The sequence below is a fragment of the Streptomyces sp. NPDC042002 genome, from assembly GCF_055588305.1.
This window is the reverse complement of sequence record NZ_JBVJCT010000017.1, coordinates 61805-78864: the sequence shown is the minus strand read 5'-3', so window position 1 is coordinate 78864 and position 17060 is coordinate 61805. Positions and strand designations below refer to the sequence as shown.

Below are 17060 nucleotides of genomic sequence, written 5' to 3'. Positions count from 1 at the left end.
GAGGTCCGGTCAGTAGCTGACGGGCAGGGCGGTGAGGCTGCGGTTGAGCAGGGAGGGCTGCCAGTTCAGCGCGCCGGGGTCGCCCAGGGTCAGGCCCGGGTGGTCGCGGACCAGGGTGCCCACGGCGGCCACGGCCACCAGCCGGGCCAGTGCGGCGCCGATGCAGAAGTGGGCGCCGAAGCCGAAGCCGAGGTGGGTGGCGCCGGTGCGGCGGACCTCGAACCGGCCGGGGTCGGGGAAGCGGGCCGGGTCGCGGTTGGCGGCGGCGGTCACCAGGAAGATCCGGTCGCCCGCCCGCAGGGTGCGGCCGTCCAGCTCCAGGTCGCGGACGGCGGTGCGGATCGACATCTTGGAGGGTCCGTCCAGGCGCAGGGTCTCCTCCACGGCTCCCCGCACCAGGCCGGGGTCCTCGCGGACGGCGGCCAGTTGGTCGGGCCGGGTGTGCAGGGCGAGGACGGCGTTCGCGATGAGGTTGCTGGTGGTCTCCCCGCCGGCGAACGCCATCTGGGTGAGCATCCCGACGAACTCCTCCTCGGTGACCGACTCGCCCACCCGGCCTTCCCGCAGCACCTGGCTGATCAGGTCGTCGGCGGGTTCGGCGCGGCGGCGGGCGACGAGGTCGGCGAGATAGTCCTCCAGGCTCACCAGCGCCTGCAGGGACGCCCGGTACTCGCTCTCCTCCTGGGCGGTGCCGAGGACGAGGTCGGCGACGCGGGCGTTCCAGTACCAGAAGGCGGGTGCGTCGGTGCGGGGGATGCCGAGCCAGCGGGCGAACACCAGCGCCGGCAGCGGCTTGGCGACGTCGGCCACGAGGTCGCCGGTGCGGCCCGGCACGGCCTTGCGGGCGAGGACGGCGCGGGTCGCCTTCTCGGTGAATGCCTGGTAGCGGGCCACCGCCCGGGCGGCGAACGCCTCCTGGAAGACCCGGCGCAGCCTGCGGTGCTGCGGCGGGTCGTTGAAGACCATCCAGCGGGACAGGATCCCGAAGGCCCGCTCGGCATCCTCGCGGGCGCCCTGCGGCACAGCGTCCATCAGGGGCCGTACCCGGTCGGCGGAGACGGCGGGGTCGCGCAGGCAGCGCATCAGCGGGTCGTACCCGGTGACGAGCCAGGCGTGGTGCATCGGGCTGTAGTAGACGGGAGCATGCTCCCGCAGGGCGTCGAGCCGGCCGTAGGGATCGGCGACCATCTCCGGGGAGAGCAGGTACCGCTCGGTGAAGGCGGGTGCGGCGGCGCCCGGAGCACCGGCAAGGACGGTGGCCGCCGGGCAGGCCGTGGTCGCAACGGCCGCGGGTGCAGCGGCGGTTGCGACGGCCACCGGGGAGGCGGAGATCTCGACGGCCGCCGTTGTCTCGACGGCCGCGACGGTCATCGACGCAGCGGTGGTCATCGGAGCAGCGGTGGTCATCGGGCCTCTCCCGCCTCGGTCGCGACGAGGATGTCGGCGATGCCGTCGACCCTCGGCTCGGCCATCATCGACATGTGGTCGCCCTCGCTGACGTGCAGGGTGAGTCCGCCGCCGGCCAGTTCGCGCCAGCGTGCGACGTAGGTGTCGTAGTCGACGTCCAGGCCCGGCATGGTGCGCCCCCGGGGCAGGCCGGCGGCCTCGCTGCCGACCACGAGGTGCACATGTCCGGGGTACGGGCGGACCTCGTAACCGGCGAGGGCGGCGAGCAGCGAGTGCCACACCTCGATGGGCGCGTCCTCGACGAGTGCCGCCTCGGCCGGGCTCATACCCGCGCCCAGCAGGGTGGCGGTGAGTTCGGCCGTGGCCCGGTCGCGCTCCGCGGAGGGCGGCATGCCGCGCAGCCCGTTCCGCTGGCGCAGTGCCGTACGGAGGTCCTCGGTGACGCCGTTCAACCGGTCGCGCGCGGCAAGGTTGGGCAGATACGGCTCGATCAGGACCAGCGGCGCCACCGGGTGACCGGCGCTGTCCAGCTGAGTGGCCATCTCCAGGGCGATGTTGGCGCCCATGGACCAGCCGAGCAGGGCGTGCGGGCCCTTGTCGCCCCGGTCGGTGATCTCGGCGACGTAGTTGGCGGCGATCCCGGTCACGGTGCTCGGGTCGACCCCGCCGAGCAGTCCCCGGGCCTGGAAGGCGTGCACAGGCCGGCCGGGCGGCAGGGCCCGGGCGAGCGGGACGAACCAGGCGGCGCTGCCGCCCGTGGGGTGCACGCACCACAGCGGCTCCCCCGCGCCCTCGCGCAGCCGTACCTCGGAGGTGACGGCGGTGGGCAGGCCGTCGCCCGCGGCCCGGGTGGCGTGCTCGGCGAGCTGGGCGATCGTCGGGTGCTCGATCAGGTCGCCGACGGAGACCGGCAGTCCGCGTCCGGCGGCCGTCAGGGAGACGCGGACGGTGGACAGGGAGCTGCCGCCGAGGCGGAAGAAGTCGTCGTGGACGCCGACGCGGGCAAGGCCCAGCACCTCGCGCCAGATCTCGGCGAGGATCTTCTCGGCCGGGGTGGCGGGGGCCACGTACTCGGTGTCGCGCTGGGCCAGTTCGGCCGGCGGCAGCGGCAGCGCCCGCTTGTCGATCTTGCCGCTGCGGTTGACCGGCAGCTCGTCGAGGAGGACGAACCTGGCGGGCACCATGTACGCGGGCAGCGAGGCGCGCAGGGCGCGGCGCAGTTCACCGGGGCCGGGGCGCCCGGGGCCGCGGAGGACGAGGTAGGCGACGAGGGCCGGTTCGCCGGGCAGATCGGTGCGGTGCAGGACCACGGCTTGGCCGACCTCGGGCAGCCGCCGCAGCGCGTGCTCGATCTCGCCGAGTTCGATGCGGAAGCCGCGCAGCTTCACCTGCGCGTCGCGGCGGCCGAGCCACTCCACGGAGCCGTCGGGTCGGTGGGTGCCCAGGTCGCCGGTGCGGCACAGCCGTTCGCCGGGCGCGCCGTAGGGGTCGGGGACGTAGGTGGAGGCGGTGAGCGAGGAACGGCCGAGATAACCGCGGCCCACGCCCTGTCCGCCGAGGTAGATCTCGCCGGGCACGCCGACCGGGACCGGCTGGAGGTCGTCGTCCAGGACGTGGACGCGGGTGTTGCGGGCCGGGGTGCCGATGGGCGGGTGGCCCTGGCCGGGGCTCAGTTCGGCGGAGAGGGTCCACACGGAGGTCTCGGTGAGGCCGTAGACGTTCTGGAAGCGGCGGCCGCGTGACCAGGCGTCGGCGAGTTCGGCCGGGCACGCCTCGCCGGCGACCTGGAGCACCCGCAGCCGGGGGAAGTCGTCCTCGCCGAGCACGGCTAGGGCGCTGGGCGGCAGCATGGCGCCGGTGACCCGTGCCCTGCGCAGGGTGCGGGCGAGGTCGGGGCCGGGGCGCAGGTCCTCCTTGGGCGCGGTGATCAGGCGGCCGCCGTTGGCGAGGGACCAGGTGAGTTCCAGGATCGAGGCGTCGAATCCGAAGGACGCGAACTGCAGGACCCGGTCCCTGGAGCGGGGGCGCACCAGGTCGCGCTGGCCTTCGATCATGTTGGACAGGCCGCGGTGCGGGATGGCGACCCCCTTGGGGGTGCCGGTGGAGCCGGAGGTGTAGATGATGTAGGCGAGCGTGTCGGCGTCGGGCCGGCGGCCCGGGACGGGGTCCATGTATCCGGCGGGGGCGTCCAGTTGGATCACGGGCCCCTGGAAGGGCACCGTCCCGTCGAGCGCCCGCTGGGTCAGCAGCACCCGCATGCCGCTGTCCTCGGCCATGAACGCCAGCCGCTCGGTGGGGTGTTGCGGATCCAGCGGCAGGAAGGCGCCGCCCGAGCGCAGTACGCCGACGGCGGCGCGCACCAGGTCGGGGCCGCGTTCGACGCAGATGCCGACCACGGTCTCCGGGCCGACCCCCAGCCGGCGCAACCGTCGGGCCAACTGCTCTGCCTGCTCGTCGAGTTCGCCGTACGTCAGCCGCTGTCCGCGGTACTCGACGGCGACCGCGCGCGGGGTGCGGGCGGCGTGGGCTGCGATGTGCTCGTGGAAGAGCAGCGGGGAGGAGGGGATCTCGGGGCCGCGGGCCCAGACGTCCAGGGCGGTGGCGCGGGCCGCGCCGGTGAGCGCGGGGCGGGTGACGCGGGCGTCCGGACCCTCGACCATGGCCTCCAGCTGGGCGCAGTACACGTCGGCCAGTTGCTCGGCCGTGACGGGGTCGACGAACTCGGGGTCCACGTCGAGGGTGAAGGCGTTCACGCTGGCGTTCACCAGCAGCGGGAACATGGTCCGGGCGATCTCCAGGGACTCGTCCCAGGAGTCGTGCGAGAGCCGGTGGAAGTTGACGTAGTTGAAGACCGTGTCGGTCAGGTTCGGCTCGGTGGGACGCAGCCGGGCGATGCGTACGAGGGGCACCCTGCGGTGCGGCAGCATGTCCTGCTCGGCCGCGAAGACGTCCCGCAGGTAGGAACGCCAGTCGGCGCGCGGGCGGGCGACGCCGAACGGCACGGTGTTCAGGAACAGTCCGCGCATCCGGTCCGCGCCGGGCAGCTCGGGCCGTCCGTTGGTGACCAGGCCGATGCTGTGGCCGAGCGCGCTCTCGTCGCGGTCGGCGAACAGGCTCATGGTGTGGTGGAAGGCGGTGAGCAGCACGGTACGGCGGGGTACCCCGGCATCCTTGGCCAGCCGGCCGATGCGTTCGGCGAGGTGGGCGTAGGAGCGCCGTACCTCGTGCACCGGCTGCCGGTCCGCACCTGCGCCCGCCGCACGCCGCCGGAGGGTCACCGGCCGCAGGTCGGCGAGGCGTTCACGCCAGTACGTCAGTGACTCCTCACTGTCCAGGGCGGCCCGCTCCAGCGCCACGTACTCGGCGAAGGGCGGGGCCTGCGGCGGCCGTGGGGCGGTGCCGTGGGCGACGGCGTCCCGGTGCAGGGCGAGCAGGTCGGCGACGAGCGAGGTCAGGCTCCAGCCGTCCAGCACGACATGGCAGTCGGTGAGGACGAGCCGCAGGTCGTGGTCGGTGATGTGGTGAAGGTGGATGCGGACCAGGGGCGCGGTGGCGAGGCCGAAGCGGTACTCGAACTCCTCGCTGACGAACTGGCGCAGCCGCGCCCTCTGTTCCTCGCGCGGCAGGCCACGCAGGTCCGTGTAGCCGACCCGGAGACGGGCGGCGCGGTGGACGAGCTGGAGGGGTTCGCGGTACGAGACGAGGTCGACGGAGCTGCGCAGGATCGGGTGCCCGGCGACCACCGCGTCCACGGCCGCTTGGAACGCGCCCAGGTCGAAGCCCTCCGGCACGGTGATCTTCAGGTCGGTGACGTTGTGGTAGGCGCCGCGCCGGGGGTCGGCGAGCATCTCGTGCAGCATGCCGGCCTGGAGCATGGTGAGCGGATAGGCGTCGTCGAGCCCGTCGGGCAGGCGGCCGGCGTCGGCGGGGTCGAGCTGGGAGAACGGGGCGACGGGGGCCGGGGCTTCGACGGCTTCGGTGACGAGGGCGGCGAGGTCGGCCAGGGTGCGGGCGCGGAAGACGTCGGCGACGGTGAAGGCGAGCCCGGCCGTGCGTCCGAGGCCGACCAGTCGCAGCGCGAGGATGGAGTCGCCGCCCAGGTCGAAGAAGTTGTCGCCGCGGCCGACGTGTCCGGCGCCGAGCACCTGGCTCCACACTCCGGCCAGGGCCTGTTCCACCTGCCCCTCGGGCGGCACCTGCGTGTGCTGCGCGGTCGAGGCGGGGACGACGGCGGTCAGCGCGGCCCGGTCCACCTTGCCGTTGGCGGTCAGCGGGAGGCGTTCGTGGCGGACGAACAGCGCGGGGACCATGTAGTCGGGCAGGGTCAGCCGCAGCCCCTCGCGCAGGGCGTCGGTGTCGAGCGGGCGGGCCTCCGGGGTGACGACATGGGCGGCCAGGCGGGCCGTGCCGCCGTCGCGGCGGGCCACCACGGCCACGTCGGCGACGCCGGGCAGGGCGCGCAGGGCGGTCTCGATCTCGCCGGGCTCGATGCGGTAGCCGCGGATCTTCACCTGGTGGTCCGCGCGGCCGACGTACGCCAGCTGGCCGTCGGGCAGCACCCGGACCAGGTCGCCGGTGCGGTACATGCGGGCGCCGGGCGCGGCGAAGGGGTCGTCGAGGAAGCGTTCGGCGGTCAGCTCGGGCCGGTTGCGGTAGCCGCGGGCCACGCCGCCGCCGGAGACGTACAGCTCGCCGGTGCTGCCGGGCGGCACGAGCCGGCCCCGGGCGTCGAGGACGTAGCCGTGCTGTCCGGACAGCGGGCGGCCGATGGGAGAGCGGACGCCGGCGACGACGTCCTGCTCGGTGATGGTGCGGATCGTGACGTGCACCGTGGTCTCGGTGATCCCGTACATGTTCACCAGGGTGGGCCGGTGTCCCGGGGCGGTGAACCAGCCGCGGTAGTCACGGACGTCGAAGGCATCACCGCCGAAGACCACGGTGCGCAGGGCGAGTTCGGAGAAGCCGCCACCAGCGTCCTTCAGGTGGGCGCGCAGGCCCTTGAAGGCGGCCGGGGTCTGGTTGAGGACGGTGACGCCCTCCTCGCGCAGCACCCGGTGCACGGCCACCGGATCGCGCACCTCGTCCGCCGTCAGGACGACGACGCGTCCGCCGCTCGCCAGCGGCGCCCACAGCTCCCACACGGAGAAGTCGAACGCGGGCGAGTGCATCAGCGTCCACACGTCGTCCGGGCCGAAGTCGAAGTGCCGGTCGGCGGCGTCCAGCAGCCAGGCCAGGTTGCCGTGGGTGACCTCGACTCCCTTGGGGCGGCCGGTGGAGCCGGAGGTGTAGATGACGTAGGCGAGGTCGTCGGGTGCCGGGCGGACGTCGTCGGTCCACGCGGGCTCCGGCACACCGCCCTCGGTCCGCACCGGCTCCGGCGCACCGTCCTCGCTCCTCAGGGACTGCGGCGCGCCGTCCTCGTCCAGCGCGATCACCCGGACGGGCAGTGCGTCGACGGCGGCGCGGGTGCCGGTGTCGGTGACGATCCAGTCGATGCCCGAGTCCTGGACGGTGAACTCGCGGCGGGCCTTGGGGTGGGAGGGGTCGAGCGGCAGGTAGGCGGCACCGGCGCGCCAGACGGCGAGGAGGGCGACGGCCAGGTCGGGGGTGCGGTCGAGGCAGACGCCGACCAGCGAGCCGCGGGTGACCCCGGCCGCGCGCAGCCGCTGCGCGAGGCGGGACGCGCGGGCGTCGAGCCGGGCGTAGGTCAGGGAGTGCGCTCCGCTGACGGCGACCGCGTGCGGGGTACGGGCGATGTATCCGGCGACGCGGTCGGCGGCGGTGCGCGGGACGGTCAGGGGCTCGTGACCGGCGTTGGCGGGTCCGTCCGGGCCGAGCAGGTGGGCGCGTTCGGCGGAGGTCAGCGGGTCGATGGCGCTGAGCGGGGTGTCGGGGGTGGCGTGGAACGCCTGAAGCAGGTTCACGGTGTGCCGGGCGAGCGCGGCGACGGACGCCTCCTCGAACAGGTCGGTCCGGTAGACGAACGCCAGGTCGGTGCGGCCGTCGCCGTCGCGCAGGTCGAGTGTGAGGTCGAACTTGGCGGTGGTGAGGTCGATCCGGTACGGCGCCCCGGTGGCCGCAGCGAGGTCGAACCGGGAGGTCGTGGTGTCCGTGTGCGTGTAGAGGACCTGGACGAGGGGGTTGCGGGCGAGGTCGCGCTCCGGGCTGAGCGCGTCGACGACCTGTTCGAACGGCACCGACTGGTGCGAGAACGCCTCCAGGACGCGTCCCCGGGTTCGGGCGAGCAGCGCGGCCGGGGTCGGGTCGTCGGAGAGGTCGCCGCGCATGACAAGGGTGTTGACGAAGAACCCGACGAGCTGTTCGGTCTCGGCCCGCTCACGGTTGGCGACGACGGTGCCGACGGCGATGTCCTGCTGCCCGCTGTGGAAGGCCAGCGCGGCCTGGAAGGCGGCCAGCACCGTCATGTACGGCGTGGTGCCTGCGCGCCGGCTCAGCTCGGTGAGGGCGTCGGCCTGCGCGGTGGGCAGGGTGACGGTGTGGACGGCGCCGCCGCTGCCGGGGGCGTCGGGGTGCGGGTGGTCGGTGGGCAGGTCCAGCGGGGTGAGGCCGGCCAGCCGGGAGCGCCAGTGGTCGAGGGCGGCGGACGGGTCGCCCTGCCGCTGCCATATCGCGTAGTCGGCGTATTCCAGAGGGAGTTCGGGGAGCAGGGCGGGGCGTTGCCGCGTCCTGGCCAGGTACAGCTCGGTGAGGTCGCGGACGATCAGGCCGAGCGACCAGCCGTCGGCGACGATGTGGTGCATGCCGAGGACCAGCACGTGGTCGTCGTCGGCGGCGCGGACGAGGGTGGCCCGGAAGGCGGGTTCCCGGGCGAGGTCGAAGGGGCGCACCGCGGCCGCGTGCACGGCGGCGGCAACCCGCCGCTCGCGGTCCGCGCCGGACGGGCCGCCCGTCTCCACGACCTCCAGGCAGTCGGGGTCGGCGGGCAGGAGCCGCTGGTACGGAATGCCCTCGTGCTCGGGGAAGACCGTCCGCAGCTGCTCGTGCCGGACCGTCAGGTCCGCGACGGCCGCGCCCAGGGCGGCCGGGTCCAGCGGGCCGGTGAACCGCCAGGCGGCGGGCATCAGATAGGTGGCGGCGCCGGGGTCGAGGCGGTCCAGGAAGTACAGGCGCTGCTGGGCGGGGGACAGCGGGGTCCGGTCGGGGCGGGGACGGGTCCGTACGAGACCGTCGTCCCGTCCGGCGGTCCGGCCGCGCAGCCGCTGCTCCAGCAGCCGCCGGGCGGCCGGGGACAGGCCGCCGGACGGGGACGGCCCATCGGCCGGGGCGAGGGGGCCGGGGCGCATGTCGGATGTGGTCATCGGGTCACTCCGATCTCGAACTCGGGAAGAATTCCTGGGGCAGGGCGGGCGCGGCGGGCGCTCAGAAGTCGGTGAGGGAGAGGTCGATCTCGTCGTCGCTCATCTGCGAGATCAGCTCCAGCAGCCGGCGCTCCACCTCGGCGGCGAGCCCCGCCACCGTGGGGTGTTCGAACAGGTCCCGGACCTGCAACGGGCAGTCGAACGCGGTGCGCAGCCGGGAGGCGACCGCCACCGCGCGCAGCGAGTGGCCACCCAGGACGAAGAAGTCGTCGTGGACGCCGACCCGGGGCAGGTCCAGCACCTCGCACCAGACCTGCGCGACGACCGTCTCGGCCGGGGTGCGCGGCGCCGTGAAAGCGTGCCGCTCGCGTGCCGCGGGCTCCGGCAGGGCGGCGGTGTCCAGCTTCCCCTGGACCGTCAGGGGCAGCGCGTCGAGCAGGACGATCGCCGAGGGCACCAGGTAGTGCGGCAGTTGGGACCGGAGTTGCGTCTCCAGGGACTCCTCCGACAGGCCGCTGCCGACCGCGTAGCCCACCAGCGCCTTCTCGCCGTGCAGGGTGCGGACGACGACCGCCGCGCCCCGCACTCCGGGGTGCCGGCGCAGCACCGCCTCGGCCTCCTTCGGCTCGACACGGAACCCGCGGATCTTGACCTGGTCGTCGTTGCGGCCGAGGAACTCCAGCTCGCCTTCGGGCAGTCGGCGTACGACGTCACCGGTGCGGTAGAGCCGGCCGCCGGGCGTGCCGAAGGGGTCGGGCACGAACCGCTCGGCGGTCAGGGCCGGCCGCGCCAGGTAGCCCCGGGCCAACTCGGCCCCTCCGAGCAGGAGTTCCCCGGGTACGCCCTCGGGGACGAGTTCGCCCAAGGGGTCGACCACGTAGGCGCGGCGACCGCCCAGGGGCCGGCCGATGGGAACCCCGCCGGGTGGGACGGCGGCGACGCTGTGCGCGGTGGCGGAGATCACCGCTTCCGTGGGCCCGTAGGTGTTGAGCACAGGCACCCCGGGAAGGTACGCGAACCACCGCTCCAGCGGATCGGCGGGCAGCGCCTCTCCCCCGGTCACCAGCAGTCGCAGGGACGCCAGGCGCGGGGCCAGCAGGTCGAGCCGGGACACCAGCTCCGCCCAGTAGGAGGGGGTGAGTTCCATGACGGTCACCCGCTCGGCCGCGACCCGGTCGGCGAGTTCCTCCACGGCCCAGATCTCGTCCGGGCGCACGATCACCGCGGCGCCGACGGTCAGCGCGGGCAGGATCTGCTCCAGGGAGGCGTCGAAGGAGGTCGAGGCGAAGGTGAGCACCCGGTCGTGCGCCGTCAGCGCGAACTTCTCGCGTGCGGCGGCCACATGGGCGTCCAGGGCGTGGTGCTCGACCCCGACCGCCTTGGGGCGGCCGGTGGAGCCGGAGGTGAAGATGACATACGCCAGGTCGCCGGGGTCGGGGGTGTGCCAGGGGCCGTCGGGCTGCGGCCGGACCTCGTCGGCGTCGACCACCGCCATGCCGAGCGCGGTGACCTTCTCGCGGGTGCGCGCGTCGGAGACGACATGCCGGACCCCGGCCTCCTGGAGCATGTACCGCAGCCGCTCCTCGGGCAGCAGGGTGTCGAGCGGGACGTAGACACCACCCGCCCGCCAGACGGCGAGCATCGCGGCCACGGACCACACACCCCGGCCGACGCACACGCCGACGGCGTCGCCGGGGGCCACTCCCCCGTCGGTCAGGGCGGCGGCCAACCCGCCGGTCAGGGCGTCCAGTCGGGCGTGTTCGAGGGTCGTCCCCTCGCACACGACGGCCGGGTCGTCCGGCCGGCCGGCCACCCGGAACCTCGGCGCGGGCGCGGCGTCCCGCCCCGCCGACGCCACCAGGCGGTCCCGTTCTCCCGCGGTGAGCAGCGGTGCCTCGTCGGCCCGGGTGCCGGGGTCGGCGACGACGGCTTCCAGCAGCCTGCCGACATGGCGGGCGAAACGGGTGACGGTGGCCGGTTCGAACAGGTCGGCGGCGTACTCGACGTTGAGGGCGAACCGTCCGGGGCGGACCACGAAGGTGGCCGTGAGGTCGAACTTGGCCGAACTCCACGGCAGCGGGAAGTCGGTGGTGTCCAGGCCCGGAAGTCCGGAGCCGCCCGTGGAGGCGTCCTGGACGTCCACCATGACCTGGAACAGGGGGTTGCGGGACAAGTCGCGCTCGGGGCGTAGCCGCTCCACGACCCGTTCGAAGGGAACCTCCTGGTGGTCGAAGGCGCCCAGGACGACGTCCCGTACCCGGTCCACGAGTCCGGCGAAGTCGGGGCGCCCTGACAGGTCCGTGCGCAGGACGACGGTGTTGACGAAGAAGCCCACCAGCGGCTCCAGTTCGACCCGGCCGCGGCCGGCGACGGGGGTGCCCACCGATACGTCGGTCTGACCGGACCAGCGGGCGAGGACGGCCTGGGCGGCGGCCAGCAGCACCATGAACCGGCTCGCGCCGCGCTCGCGGGCGAAGGCGTCCACGCGCTCCACGAGCGGGGCGGGCAGGTCGACCTCGACGGCGCCGCCGCGGCCGGTGAACGCGGTCGGCCGGGGCCGGTCGGTGGGCACTTCGAGGGCGGGCGCGGCCTCCAGCGTCCGCTGCCAGTAGGCGAGTTGCGGCTCCAGGGCACCGCTGTCGGTGCGCTCGCGCTGCCACACGGCGAAGTCGCCGTACTGGACGGGCAGCGGTGCCGGCGCCGCCTCCCGGCCCGCCAGGCGGGCCGCGTAGTGCTGGGCGAGTTCGTCGAGCAGGACGCCCTTGGACCACCCGTCGGTGACGGCGTGGTGCAGGGCCAGCAGGACCACGTGGTCGTCACCGGCCAGCTCCCACACCCCGGCCCGCAGCAGGGGCGGCCGGGCGAGGTCGAAGCGGCGCGTGGCGAGCGCCTCGGCCCGCCGTCGTACGGCGTCCAGGCACGCGTCCAGGTCCGGTGCCTCGGGCGCGGCCTCCCACTGGAGCGGGACGCTCACCGGGTCGCACACCTGCTGCACGGGGCGGCCGTCGCTCTCGATCAGCGCCGTGCGAAGCACCTCGTGCCGTGCCACCAGGTCGTCCAGGGCCTGCTGCCAGGCGGTACGGTCCAGTCCGCCGCGCACCCGCCAGGAGTACCACAGCAGGTAGGAGTCGCCGCGGTCCGAGGTGCGGTCCAGGAACCACAGCCGTTCCTGCGCGAAGGACAGCGGGAGCGGCCGGGTGCGGTCGACGGGGACCACCTCGGCCGTGCCGGAGGTGCGGGCGCCGGCCACGCGCGGGGCGAAGCCGCGCACCGTCGGGTGCTCGAAGACGGTGCGCAACTCGATGTCCCGCCCGAGCCGTTGGGCGATCCTGGAGACCGCCATGGTGGCGAGCAGGGAGTGTCCGCCGAGGTCGAAGAAGCTGTCGTCGATGCCGATTTCGTCCAGGCCCAGCACGTCGGCCCACACCTCGGCGACGACGCGTTCGGTCTCGTCGCGCGGCGGGGTGTGCGCGCGGTCGTCGCCCGCCCGGGTCCGGGACGGATCGGGCAGTGCGGAGCGGTCGAGCTTGCCGGAGACGCCGACCGGGAGGGTGTCCAGGACGACGAAGTCGGAGGGGACGGCGTAGTGCGGCAGATAGCGTGCGCACCAGGCGCGCAGTTCCGCCCGGCCGGGCGCCGAGGGCGCGTCCGGGGCGGGGACGACGTAGCCGGTCAGTGTGCGTCCGGTGGCGCGGTCGGGGCGGACGGCGGCCGTGGCGACCAACGGAGACGCGCGCAGCACGGTCTCCACCTCGCCGAGTTCGACGCGGAAGCCCCGGATCTTGACCTGGTCGTCGCGGCGGCCGACGAACTCCAGCTCTCCCGCGGGCGTCCAGCGGACGATGTCGCCGGTGCGGTACAGGCGGCTGCCGGGCGGACCGTACGGATCGGGTACGAAGCTCCGCGCGGTCGGGGCAGGGCGGTTGAGGTAGCCGCGGGCCACCTCGGTGCCGCCGATGAGGAGTTCGCCCGAGACGCCGACCGGCACCTGCGCGTCGTCGGCGTCCACCACGTAGACGCGCCGGTCGCCGAGCGGCCGGCCGATGGGCACGCTGTCGGGGGGCGGGTCCTCGGCGTCGTGGGTGGTGGCGGTGACCGTGGTCTCGGTGGGCCCGTAGGCGTTGCACACCCGCACCCACGGAACGGCGGACCGCCAGGCGGCCAGGGTGTCGGCCGGGACGGCTTCCCCGCCAAGGACCAGCAGGCGCAGCGGTGCGAGGGCCGCGGCCAGCCGCCGGTCGAGGCAGAGCGTCAGCTCCGCCCAGTAGGTGGGCGGCACGTTGACGACGGTCAGGGCGTGCCGCTGGACGATCTCCGGTACCTGACTCGGCAGCCAGGGCTCCTCGGGGCGCATGACGACGGTGGCGCCCGAGGTGAGAGCGGGCAGCACCTGGTCCAGGGAGGCGTCGAAGGAGAAGGAGGCGAAGGCGAGCACCCGGTCGGCGGCGGTGATGCCGAAGCGCCGGCGGGCGGCGGCCACGTGCGAGGCGAGCGCGGCGTGTTCGACGCCCACCGCCTTGGGCCGGCCGGTGGACCCGGACGTGAAGACGACATGGGCGAGTTGCCGGGGATGAGGCCGGTGGCGGGGGCCGTCGGGGTCCGGGGGGACGGCCGTGACATCGACCGTGGCGGGCGCGAGCGGGCCGGCGGTGGCGGCCGTCACCGGATCGGTGACAACACAGGCCAGACCGACCTCCTCGGCCATGAACGTCAGTCGCTCGGTGGGCAGTTCGGGATCGAGGGGCACGTACGCGCCGCCGGCCCGCCAGATTCCCTCGATGGCGGCGACCGACCACAAACCGCGGCGCAGCAGGACGCCCACGGGGTCGCCCGGGGTGACGCCGACTGCCTGGAGCGCGGCGGCGAGTCCGCCGGACATGCTGTCGAGTTCGCCGTAGGTGGCGCTGTCGTCGCCGCACAGCAGCGCGGCCGCGTCGGCCCGGCCGGAGAACGCGATCGCCTCCGGCGGGCCCGCGGGACGGTCGGGGGCGTGGTGCCACTCGGGGCGGGGGCGGGCGGGTGCGCCGGGCCCGGCGGGCAGTGCACGGGCCAGGTCCTGGACGGGCGTTGCGGGGTCGGCGACGACTGCCTGCAGCAGTGCCACGTACGCCCGGGCGAACGCACTCATCGTGGCGGCGTCGAAGAGCGCGGTGGCGTACTGGAGGATCGCGGCGATGCTGCCGTCCGCGCGCAGGGTCAGGTCCAGGAAGACGTCCAGCGGCGTCTCGGTCAGCGGCGGCTCGACGAGGGACACGTCCAGGCCCGGCATCCGCACGGGCCGGATGGGGGTGTTGAGCAGGGTGAACGACGCCTGGGCGAGCGGATGCCGGGACAGGTCGCGGGAGCCGCCCAGCACGCCGACCACCAGGTCGAAGGGGGCCTCGGCGTGCGAGAGGTCACCGGGTACGCGGCTTCGCACCCGGTCCAGCAGCGTGTGGAAGCCGGGTCGGCCGGACAGGTCGGTGCGCAGCACGACGGTGTTCACCAGTGGGCCGATCAGCGCGGCGGCGCCGCGCTGGGCACGGTCGGCGAGCGTGCTGCACACGGCGACGTCCGTGCGGCCCGACCAGTGACCCAGGAGCGCCTGGTAGGCGGTGAGCAGGACCATGTAGCGGGTGGCACGTCGGGAGCGGGCCAGGGCGTCCACGGCGGCGACCAGTTCGGCGGGCAGGCCGAAGCGGACGACATCACCGGAGCCGTCCCAGACGCGGGGCCGCGGCCGGTCGGTGGGCAGGTCGAGCGGGGTGAGCCCGGCCAGCCGGTCCCGCCAGTGCCCGAGCAGCCGCTCCAGCCGCTCCCCGCGGAGGCGTTCCGCCTGCGCGCGGGCGAGGTCGGCGTACCGCACGGCGAGCGGGTCGACGGGCTCGCAACGGTAGCCCGCGGCCAGTTCCTCCAGCAGCACGCCCCAGGACCACCCGTCCACCGCGATGTGATGGACCTCGATCAGCAGCAGGTGCTCGTCCTCGGTGACGCGGGCGAGAGTGGCACGGACCGGATGCCCGGCGGACAGGTCGACGGGACGCCCCAGGCACCGGGCGAACAGATCAGCGGGCCCGTCGGCCGTGATCCGCCGCAGCGTGAAGCCCCCGGGGGCGTCGACCACGGGCACCGGCTCCCCGTCGACGGCGGTGAACCGGGTGCGCAGAACCTCGTGCCTGACCACGATCCCGCCCAGCGCCCGCTCCAGCCGTCCGGCGTCCAGGACCCCCCGCAACCGCAGGACCAGCGGGAGCATCGATCCGGTGGAGGAGCCCGCCAGCTGGTCCAGAAACCACAGCCGGCGCTGCGCGAAGGATGCCGTGCGGGTGTCCACGTCGTGCGGTGCCCCCTCGGGGGCCGGTCCTGTTGTCACTGTGAGCCTCCCAGCCGTGTTTCCCAGCAGCCTGCCGCCGGCCGGGCACGGTCCCCAGGGAAGAAGACGCAGCGTCGTGAGCAGATTCGACTGCCGGTGCGGGGTGGGGCGGTGTGCCGGGGCCGCAGGCATTACGTCCATGCTCTCCGGGGCGCGTGTTCCCCTCGGGCAGGCAGCAGCCCCAGGAACTCCTCACGGATCGGGGCGATGATCTGGCCAACGCGCTCGTTGCCGCTTCCCACGACCAGTACCGCGGCTGGGGCGACGTGGTCGTCTTCACCGCGTGCACCGCCGCACGGATCGGCGAGGTGTCAGGCTGCCGTGTCGGGGACTTCGACACCGCCCAGTGGATCTGGACCGTGCGGCGTCAGACCACGCCCGCGCCCGGCGGCCTGACCGACAAGGGCACCAGGGCAAGCGGGCCCCCAAGGTTCCCATCGTCGAGGAGATCCGCCCCCTCGTCGCCCAGCGCATCCTGTCCGCCGGTCCCCATCCCGATGCCCGCCTGTTCACCGGTCCGCGCGGCGGACGCATCTCCACCGCCGTCCTGCGCGACACCACACACTGGGACGACGTGGTCACCAAGCTCGGCTACGAGCACCTGCGCCGCCACGACCTCCGGCACACCGGACCGACCTGGTTCGCCGACGCGGGCGTGCAGGTCCACGTCCTGCGACGCATCGCCGGCCACGGATCGCTGACCACGACCCAGCGATACCTGCACCCCGACGTACACAAGATCACGGCCGCCGGGGCGGCGCTCTCCGCGCACTTCAGTGTGCTGCGCGCGCCACGCTCGCTGCCGAGCCCGATCGTCGTGACCCGCTGACCCCGGTCAAGTACGCCGGTCCCCGACCGGTCCCCAAAAATGATCAAGGGCCGGTTTCGGATACCTCCGAAACCGGCCCTTGATCTGCGACTGTCTCCAGTCGGGACGACAGGATTTGAACCTGCGACCCCTTGACCCCCAGTCAAGTGCGCTACCAAGCTGCGCCACGTCCCGATGCGTCTCACGCGCGGTGACCCGCGTGTTCGCGCACCCGAACCCTACCGCACGTCGGTGGACGGCCGCGCACACACGGTCATCGTCGCAGCGCAGCAGGGGTCGCCGTCCGGGCACGGCGGGGGTCGTCAGACCGGTTCGTCAACGGGTGGCGCGGGGCACGTCACCCGCCGCCGGAGGGCCGGTCAGGCGTTGGGGTCGAACGTGATACCGGCGGGCTTGGCCTTCGTCAGGTGGGAGTTGAAGTTGCCGTCCTTGAGGCCGAAGACGGCGCTGCCGAAGTCGTACGCGCTCAACTTGTCGCGGAGTCCGGCGGGGTAGCCGTTCCAGCCGACCAGCGTCGGGAACTGCCAGGTGTGGTAGGCGTTCTCCGGCGGCTCGTCGTTGGTGTTCGCGGGCCGGAAGCAGTGGGTGCCGATGCCGTCCTTGTGGTAGACGACCTTGGGGTGCGTTCCGTCCCAGCGGATCTGGTCCCGGGTGTAGATCTTGAAGTTGCCGTGGGCCGACGTGGACACGTACTTGGCCTCGTTGTCCTGGACCCACACCACGACGTGCTCCCAGTCGTTGCGGTGCCCGCCCAGGCCGCTGCCGACGACGGCCTGGTCCTTCTCCATGAAGAGGCCGTAGATGATGGCGCACCAGCCGTTGTTGCACTTCTCGCGGGAGTACCCGTTGGTGTTGTCGAGGTCCCAGGAGTCGTGACAGTGGCCGTTCAGGGCCCCGGAGGGGTTGAGACCGGGGTTGATCGTGCCGTCGGGGCCGATGGCGGGTGTCGGGTAACAGCCGTCGGTGTCGTAGTCGAAGGCCGGCTGGAACGTCGACTCCAGTGCGTCCGCGTTCCCGGGCAAGGCCGTGGGCGGATCGGCGAGGGCGCTGCCCGGGAAGGCGACGACCAGCGCGACGGCGCTGCCGAGGACGAGCGAGACCTTGCGGGTCCGCGAGCTTCTTGTCACTGCTTCCTCCAGATCGACCGCGGCAT

General features: G+C 73.9%; 4 protein-coding genes, 1 tRNA gene and 1 pseudogene. 1 reads left to right on the top strand and 5 read right to left on the bottom strand.

What is annotated here, in order from left to right; translation table 11 throughout:
- Nucleotides 1–9: 9 nt before the first annotated feature.
- The 3 genes from ACZ6KY_RS24425 to ACZ6KY_RS24415 form a co-directional block, all read right to left on the bottom strand.
- A complete protein-coding gene (locus ACZ6KY_RS24425) occupies nt 10–1407 on the bottom strand; it encodes a cytochrome P450 (RefSeq protein WP_469312403.1) in 1398 nt (465 codons plus the stop codon).
- Nucleotides 1404–8726, bottom strand: a complete 7323-nt coding sequence (locus ACZ6KY_RS24420) for an amino acid adenylation domain-containing protein (RefSeq protein ID WP_469312402.1) — start codon at nt 8724–8726, stop codon at nt 1404–1406. Before ACZ6KY_RS24420 ends, ACZ6KY_RS24425 begins: the two co-directional genes overlap by 4 nt.
- Nucleotides 8727–8787: 61 nt before the next feature.
- Nucleotides 8788–15078: an amino acid adenylation domain-containing protein gene (locus tag ACZ6KY_RS24415; RefSeq protein ID WP_469312401.1), complete on the bottom strand. Its 6291-nt coding sequence runs from the start codon at nt 15076–15078 to the stop codon at nt 8788–8790.
- Between the two features lie 212 nt (nt 15079–15290).
- Between ACZ6KY_RS24415 and ACZ6KY_RS24410 the strand changes: the two are divergent.
- A pseudogene (locus tag ACZ6KY_RS24410) lies at nt 15291–15907 on the top strand (tyrosine-type recombinase/integrase); the annotation flags it as partial.
- A 100-nt stretch (nt 15908–16007) separates the two neighbouring features.
- On the opposite strand, the gene ACZ6KY_RS24405 reads toward ACZ6KY_RS24410, so the two are convergent.
- Nucleotides 16008–16081, bottom strand: a tRNA-Pro gene (locus ACZ6KY_RS24405).
- Nucleotides 16082–16266: 185 nt separating this feature from the next.
- Entirely contained in the window at nt 16267–17034 is a 768-nt protein-coding gene (locus tag ACZ6KY_RS24400; protein ID WP_469312400.1) for an NPP1 family protein, read from the bottom strand.
- Between the last annotated feature and the right edge of the window lie 26 nt (nt 17035–17060).

Coding starts and splice junctions, on each gene's coding strand:
- ACZ6KY_RS24420 (WP_469312402.1), bottom strand. CDS start 8,726: ATGACCACATCCGACATGCGCCCCGGCCCCCTCGCCCCGGCCGATGGG.
- ACZ6KY_RS24425 (WP_469312403.1), bottom strand. CDS start 1,407: ATGACCACCGCTGCTCCGATGACCACCGCTGCGTCGATGACCGTCGCG.